This is a genomic window from Cellvibrio sp. OA-2007 (genome assembly GCF_000953825.1).
In the GTDB taxonomy this organism is placed as follows: Bacteria; Pseudomonadota; Gammaproteobacteria; order Pseudomonadales; family Cellvibrionaceae; genus Cellvibrio.
In genome coordinates this window covers 24,364-31,682 of sequence record NZ_BBUL01000072.1, presented here as the reverse complement: position 1 = coordinate 31,682, position 7,319 = coordinate 24,364, and the positions used below count along the sequence as shown (strand labels likewise).

Sequence of the window (7,319 nt, the reverse complement as noted above, 5' to 3'; positions counted from 1 at the left end):
TCGTTTGCGTGGATTGTTTCTTGCTCATGGATCACCTCTGGAGTAAGTTTACTCAGTTTCTAAGGTGTCCGATATTCGCGGTAGGGATCAAACATTCGCAACAATTTAAGGTTGATCTTGTACCTAATCCTATTCACTAAATTGTATTTGGGTATGTTTCTACCCGGATAAATACCAAAGTGTTCCTTTGCATAAAAACGGGAGCGGGTAGATCCTGTTGCAGAAACTGCTTCGTTGGGGTCTAGGTTTATGAAGCTGGTTTGAAAGTTATCTGCTAAAAATTGTCGTAAAGCGCTGCCTGATTTAATAGGGTAGGTTGTGCCAGTGATGTGTATAACGTAGTCAAATGGCGTGGCGCTGCTTAATAGCTTTTTTGCTAAAAATAGATCTGCCCAAACTATTTGTATCCCACCCCAAAAAATAGGGAATTTTTTGTAAAGATGTACTCTGGGGTCAGCTTTATAGTAATTGCATAGATACTGAAATTCAGCTTCAGATGCCTTTTTATCGTAGTGAAGCCATACACTATCCAGTGGACCAAGAACCCGATCAATAATCTGAATGATTTGCTCGGGTTTTTGATACGCATTAATTATCCAAGCGATTTTAATATCTTCCGCTTTCATAATGGTTTCCATTTGTCACCCTGGCGCTAGCTTAAAAATCCTTTTTCGATCATGGATTTAAAATAACTATTTTCTGCATACAACTGTGAATATTCTCCGTTTGCGATTAATTTACCATCGGCAATCACGGAAATTCGGTCAGAGAGTTTAATCGCAGCCGGGCGGTGGGAAATTACTATTATCAACACCTCATTTTTGAGTTGATTCAGTAGGTTCATCAAGTCGTGCTCGGACTCTATATCGAGCGCACTGGTGGGTTCATCTAATACCAGTACTTTGTTATTTCGATAAAGTGCGCGAGCAATACCGATGCGCTGGCGCTGCCCGCCGCTGAGCAATTTGCCATCTTGCCCCAGACCAGTTTCCAAACCCTTAGGTAACTTTGCGACAAACTCCATAGCATTGGCGTGAATTAGCGCCTGCTTAACTTGCTCAAGATCTATATCGTTTTTATCCACACCAAAAGCGACATTGGCAATTACGCTGTCATCCAATATAAAAATATGTTGCGGTACATAGCCAATCGTTGCCTGATAAGACTGCAGTCGCTCACCTTGAATGCTGAGTCCATTTGCTTTCATCTCGCCTGCGGCGGGCGGCAGTAATCCGAGAATAATATCTGCCAAGGTGGATTTCCCTGATCCCGATGGCCCGGCGATTGTGTTGAGTTGGCCTTGCATAAAGTTGATGGATACAGCATCTAACGCAAGCTTATCGGTTTTGGGGTATTGATAAGAAATGTTGTGTAAAGTGATTGAGCTGACTTCTTTCATTGGTTCAGCTTTTACCTGCATGTTTGCTTGAGTGATAACGTCTAGGTTTGCCTTTAATTCAAGCACCACGCCACCGTTTGCACTTATGCTTGAAATTGACTTGTACATCTGCTGCATAGTGGGCAATAGTTTGTATCCGGCTATTGCATAGATACTTAATATAGAAACGACACTCGTACTGCTAGTGCTATTTGCTAACAGTAAAATGGCGAAGAGTAAAATGGCACTAAAGGAAATTGTTTCAATTGCATAGCGGGGCAACTCACCCGAGAGTGCTATGTAGGCACTTGAGTCTAATCCGCGCTGATTGATGGTGCGATAACTGGCTGTGTATTTAGCTTCCAGTGCGTTGAGCTTGATATCTTTAATTCCAATAAACGATTCTGAAAGCAACGCCTGTATTGAGCGATTGCGCTCAGTAATAATTTCACCGTGTCGCTTGAGCGACCGCTTTATAATCCAGTAGGTTCCCAAGTAAGCGCCACCTATAAGAAATGCTGAACCTATGGCAATGACTGGGTCGAGAAACAACAGCCCAACAAGAATAATAATGGCAACAAATGCCTGGCTGCACATTAGCAAGTAGGGTTGCAGCACCATATAAATAAAGCGGGGAGCATCGGCTGAGATAATGGAGATCAGCTTGTTGTAATTGGTGGACTTGTGAAATAAGTAATCGCGATTGATAAATTTTTCAAATAGTTGAAATTGAAAGCTGCTGCCCAGATAAATTGAAAAGCGCAATTGCAGCCAGAGAGTGATGGCGCTGACGCTGTTGGAAATCACAATCATCGCAATCGATAGCAGCGCAAAGCCCAGAATAAATTCGTTGTTAGATTCAAACTTTCCCAGTTCATAGAGTGTGGCGAGCACCTTGTTGCTGTGGATGCTATCCGGGTTTGAAATAATACCGATGAACGGCGCAATGCTGGCCACACCTACTACTTGCACTATGGCAGAGAATGCAAAAAAGAATTGCAGAAGCAGCATCTTGTTTTTTTGCTCACGGCTCAAAACGGCGTAAATACTGCGGATGATACTTAGGATATACATAAACGGTCAGTGTCCATTGCTAAAACATGAAATCAATTTTTAATTAGTGGTTCGTCTGAGTTGATGATAAATCTAATTTACGATTTTATTTGCGAATAGATTTCAGCTATTGGTGCTTTTTCTTCCCACAGAATAATACAGAATTCCTTTTTTCTGCATGCGCGTAGGGTCATACATGTTGCGCCCATCAAAAATGACTGCATCTGATAGCATATCTTTAATTACATCAAAATCCGGTGCGCGAAACGCCTGCCATTCGGTAACTATCGCTAAAGCATCTGCGCCTTTTAGTGCTGCTTCTTTGGTGCCGCATAGTAATAGATCATCGCGGTTGCCATAAATGCGTTGAGTTTCTGTCATGGCCTCTGGGTCAAATGCCTGAACTTTTGCTCCTTCTGCCCAAAGAGCCTCTATTAATGTGCGTGAAGGAGCTTCGCGCATGTCGTCAGTATTCGGTTTAAAGGACAATCCCCAAACTGCAATTACTTTTCCTGCTATGCTGCCGTCGAAATGCTGATGAATTTTTCTAAATAGCGTCGTTTTTTGTTCATTATTTCTGGCTTCAACTGCCTTTAAAACTTTTGAGTCGAAATGAATTTTTTGCGCTGTCTGTATGAGCGCTTGCACATCTTTTGGAAAGCACGAACCGCCGTAGCCCACGCCTGGATATATGAACTGATAGCCGATGCGTGGATCGCTTCCTATTCCATGCCGCACAGCTTCGATATCAGCACCCAGCAATTCGGCCAAATTTGCCATCTCGTTCATGAAGCTGATTTTTGTTGCGAGCATACAGTTTGCGGCATATTTCGTGAGTTCAGCACTGCGCACATCCATGACAATAATTTTTTCGTGATTGCGATTAAATGGAGCATAGAGCTCTCGCATAATTTCCTCAGCGCTCCTACTATCTGTTCCAATAATAATGCGATCTGGTTTCATGCAATCTGCGACGGCAGACCCTTCTTTTAAAAACTCTGGGTTTGAAATGATGTCGAATGTTAAATCGGCACGTTTCCGTTCGGACAAAACTTCCTGCGCTTTCGCTTTTACTTTGTCTCCTGTGCCTACCGGAACGGTAGATTTATTCACAATGATCTGGCTTTTATTCATATGTTGAGCAATGGTTGAAGCTACAGCTAGCACATACTTCAAATCAGCTGAACCATCTTCGTCAGGTGGTGTGCCTACGGCAATGAATTGAATCTCGCCATGCGTTACACCGGCTTTTGCATCTGTCGTAAAGTGTAGCCGACCTGCTGCATGGTTTTCTTTTACAAGGTTTTCAAGCCCTGGTTCATAGATTGGAATTTGTCCTTGTATCAAGCGCTCAACTTTACGTGCGTCAACATCGACACAAATAACCTCGTGCCCTACTTCTGCTAAGACAGCGGCTTGAACCAATCCTACATAACCAATACCGAATACTGTCACTTTCATTTTTTAATCCAGATGAAATTTTTTGTAAATTTGAAATGCTCGCGCTATTTGCTCTTACATTCGAGTACTCTATGTGCTCATGAGTAACACATGATGCGTAAAATAACTGGTAGAAATCTATTCGAAGTGAATTTGTTAATGGTGTTTATTTGAATCTGTTTGGTGGAATGTAGCTATGGCATCAGAATAAATGCGGCGCATCTTTTGTTGAATAAGTTCAGCCCCCCAATTTCTATACGCATGTTCCTTACCTGCTTCAGCTAACGCTTTAGTGTCGATCTGGTTTTCAGCAATCATAGCGAGCAGTCTGGCAAGTTCATCACTATTTCCGGGGGGGAATAATAACCCTGTTTTTTGGTGAATAACTGCCTCACTTGTACCTCCAATGTCTGCACTAACGGTGAGCACACCTAGTTGCATAGCTTCGATCAGCGAGCCTCCCAGTGCTTCAAACCAAATGGGTGTTTGTAGTGCAATATCGGCAGATTGAAGAATTTGTACAACGTCATTGCGGTGACCAATGAATAGAACTCTTTCACCGAGCTTGTGCTCTTGAATTTTATCCTTGAGTAGCCTTTCATAACTATTGTCACTGTCATCCTCAAAACTGCCGGCAAATATCAGTGCAAAATTGGGGTAGGTATCTTTGATTTTTATTATTGCATCAATGGCAATGTGCTGGCCTTTTTCGTGACAAATGCGCGCTGGATGTAGTATGACTATATAGCCTTTTGACTTAAGTTCATTTATGAGTTGTAGGTTTGACGGTGGCGCTTTTGCGAGTAATTTTTGCGAGTCAAAAGGAGAGTGGACAACTTGGCATCTGTCCTTGGGCACCGTCTGAAGAAGTTCAAGATGTGCCTTCATTAAATTGGCGCTGACAAAAATATAATCATTGGCGCGAGCGAGCATTTTTCCCTCTGCCCACCGATAGTCATCCAGATGGCGAAAATAATAGAGCAGCGCGGCATCTTTTATTTCTGCTATTCGATAAGGAAGCGGGTGAGCACCGCCATTTGCCTGAACCAAGTCTATTTTTGTTGAAAAGGTTTTAGCTAGAGTTTGAACCACAATCGAATATTCATTAATTAGGTCCAGTAAGGCTACAAGTTTCAAACCAAAAAAAGTTAGCAGCTTATTTTTTGTAAGAGCTTTAATTCTATTAATATGTGCACTTTTACGTTGATAGTTGTAGAACGAAAAAATACGTTTCGCTATAACATGTTCAGCGAGTTGCTTGGGGTAAAGATCTGCCAGAGGGTGGTAAGTAATAAAGATAAAGCGAAAATCCTGCAGTTCATTGGCTAGATCCACGGCTCTTGCAATTGATCCTCCCGATGTTTCTACCTGATCAAAAATGAGAATGTTTTTTTTATTCATGATCTTTACCTAAGAATATTTGCCATCGTTTTGATTTGCTTTGAAACAGAAAAATTCTGTTCGGCACGCTGGCGTGAGTGTTTAGAGAAAGATTGAGCGAGCGTGGTATCTGTGCACAAAACGAATATTTTCTCTGCTAATTCGGTGTGATTGCCTGGGCTAATAAGGAAACCGTTTTTGTGGTTTTCGATGGTTTCTGACAGGCCTTGTAAGTTGGAGACTATTAACGGCAACCCAGATGCCATCATTTCAACGCTGGACATAGTAAATGAGTCCCAGCCTGTGGAAGCAATAACGCCGATGCTGGAGCTGCGCATCAATGCGGCTATATCCTTGCGGTATCCGGCAAATGTTACATGGGGTTCTGCTGCCGTGCCTGCGAGCATATCGGTATAGGTCTTTGCTTCATCGCCCTTGTTGCCGCAGAGTACAAACTGAATATTTTGCAGTGAGCCAGTGGTTGCCATGTGAATTGCGGCATTGATAATGGTTCTTACGCCTTTGCGTTCTTCCATGTGCCCGGAATAAAAAATAATTTTTCTTTCTTGGGGAATTCCAAGCTGCTCGTGGGCGTAAAAATCTTTACCGTAATTCGGCGAAAACTTTTCTGTGTCTACCCCTAAATAGAGCACGCTGGTTGCTTTGGCTGGAACGCCTCTGCCATGGGTGGCGGTACGGCGCATGGCTTCCGATTCAAATACAAAATGGTCTGGTGTGTTGCGACGCGCGAAAAACTCGGCTTTTTTGAGCCAGAGTTTTAGGCCGGTATTAATGCTGCTCATACTGGCGCCCCAGTAAGAGATGATTTTTTTCACGCCGTTATCTTTAAGTAAACTAATAACCTTTGCGGGATAACCAAGGTCAAATGCAATTACGGTTTGTATGTTGTTGTTGCGTAGGAAAGGTACCAGAGTAGCTGGATTAGGGTTGCGATAGTCGCAATCTATTTTATTGCCCGCGCCTGCATCCTTTAATCCGTTATATGACCAGAAAATGCGTTCATTCGAATAGCCTGCAGCAAGTGCAGACTGGTGGAACACATGTTCAAGGGATGATATCGCGTAGCCGGTATGCTCCTCGCAATGAATCATGATGAGAATGGCGGGGGCGATATTCATGGTGTTTTAAACCACAGCTTTATCAAGGTAATATTTTTGCAAATGCACAGGTAGTGATAATAGCGTTTTGCAGTGTTCTTTTTTATTGTGGCGAGCGCGAGCAATAGTGTGGAGCTGAATAAACTTTTTACTGAGTCCACCAGCATTCGCGCTGGTCTGCCCATGATTTTCTTTTGCGCCGTCAGTTTGGCGATATGGTGCGAGGAGTGAGCGCCATCAACAAACAGTTTTTTAATATTTTCGCTACTGTATTCGCGCTCTTTGAGTCTGTGTCCCACTGCGGCATCGGGAAAGTAAACAACCTTTTTCTTGGCCCAGATCATTTTCCGGTAGAGTAAAGTCTCTTCACCTGCGGCCAGTTTTGTTCCCTGGCGGCCCAAATTGGGATCAAACCCTCCTAGTTCGATGAGTAGTGATTTGCGAAGGCAAAAATTTTTGCCATAAAATTCGTGGTGAATATCGGTTATATCAAGTGTTTCATCACCGTAATCCAGCCCGACAAAACAAGGTGTGTATTCAGGAATAAACCACCAGGGTTTTGGTTTGTCCCAAATAATACTGATTTTGCTGTACAGACAATCGGGGGCGAGATTGCGAATAATGTCAATATATCTTGCGACCCAGTGGGTGGGGATTTCCGCATCGTCATCGGTAAATAAAATGTAGTCGCCCTGTGCTTTTTCCAGGCCGGTATTGCGCGCATGGGACAGGCCTTGTCTGGCCTCAAAGTAATAGTGAAAGTGAGAGTGGTTGCTCACAATGGCTTGAGTGATTTTAGCGGTGTGATCGGGTGAATTATTATCGACGATAATAATTTCTATAAGTCCCGGCTCAGGTTGAGCCATTGCCGCTAATTGATTCAAGGTTATCGCTAATGAATCGGCGTTGTTGTAAGTGCATAGCACTATGCTGATGAGCGGTTTCATTTC

At 43.1% G+C, this 7,319-nt stretch carries 6 protein-coding genes; all 6 read right to left on the bottom strand.

Annotated elements, in window-relative coordinates:
* Positions 1–59: 59 nt before the first annotated feature.
* Positions 60–638: a hypothetical protein gene (locus AWU77_RS03840; RefSeq protein ID WP_193747490.1), complete on the bottom strand. Its 579-nt coding sequence runs from the start codon at positions 636–638 to the stop codon at positions 60–62.
* A 14-nt stretch (positions 639–652) separates the two neighbouring features.
* Positions 653–2,452, bottom strand: a complete 1,800-nt coding sequence (locus tag AWU77_RS03835; protein ID WP_062059479.1) for an ABC transporter ATP-binding protein — start codon at positions 2,450–2,452, stop codon at positions 653–655.
* 102 nt (positions 2,453–2,554) lie between these two features.
* Positions 2,555–3,892, bottom strand: coding sequence for a UDP-glucose/GDP-mannose dehydrogenase family protein (locus AWU77_RS03830; RefSeq protein WP_062059477.1), 1,338 nt, complete (start codon positions 3,890–3,892; stop codon positions 2,555–2,557).
* A 135-nt stretch (positions 3,893–4,027) separates the two neighbouring features.
* Positions 4,028–5,272 (bottom strand): glycosyltransferase family 4 protein, encoded by a 1,245-nt coding sequence (locus AWU77_RS03825; RefSeq protein WP_062059475.1) that lies wholly within the window; start codon positions 5,270–5,272, stop codon positions 4,028–4,030.
* Between the two features lie 5 nt (positions 5,273–5,277).
* On the bottom strand, positions 5,278–6,390 hold the full coding sequence (locus tag AWU77_RS03820; protein ID WP_062059473.1) for a glycosyltransferase family 4 protein: 1,113 nt from the start codon (positions 6,388–6,390) through the stop codon (positions 5,278–5,280).
* Positions 6,387–7,316, bottom strand: a complete 930-nt coding sequence (locus AWU77_RS03815; RefSeq protein WP_062059471.1) for a glycosyltransferase family 2 protein — start codon at positions 7,314–7,316, stop codon at positions 6,387–6,389. The genes AWU77_RS03820 and AWU77_RS03815 overlap by 4 nt, the downstream gene beginning before the upstream one ends.
* Between the last annotated feature and the right edge of the window lie 3 nt (positions 7,317–7,319).

Excerpts from the sequence above, each read along its gene's own strand:
- AWU77_RS03835 (WP_062059479.1), bottom strand. The coding sequence starts at position 2,452 with ATGTATATCCTAAGTATCATCCGCAGTATTTACGCCGTTTTGAGCCGT.
- AWU77_RS03815 (WP_062059471.1), bottom strand. The coding sequence starts at position 7,316 with ATGAAACCGCTCATCAGCATAGTGCTATGCACTTACAACAACGCCGAT.
- AWU77_RS03820 (WP_062059473.1), bottom strand. The coding sequence starts at position 6,390 with ATGAATATCGCCCCCGCCATTCTCATCATGATTCATTGCGAGGAGCAT.
- AWU77_RS03840 (WP_193747490.1), bottom strand. The coding sequence starts at position 638 with ATGGAAACCATTATGAAAGCGGAAGATATTAAAATCGCTTGGATAATT.
- AWU77_RS03825 (WP_062059475.1), bottom strand. The coding sequence starts at position 5,272 with ATGAATAAAAAAAACATTCTCATTTTTGATCAGGTAGAAACATCGGGA.
- AWU77_RS03830 (WP_062059477.1), bottom strand. The coding sequence starts at position 3,892 with ATGAAAGTGACAGTATTCGGTATTGGTTATGTAGGATTGGTTCAAGCC.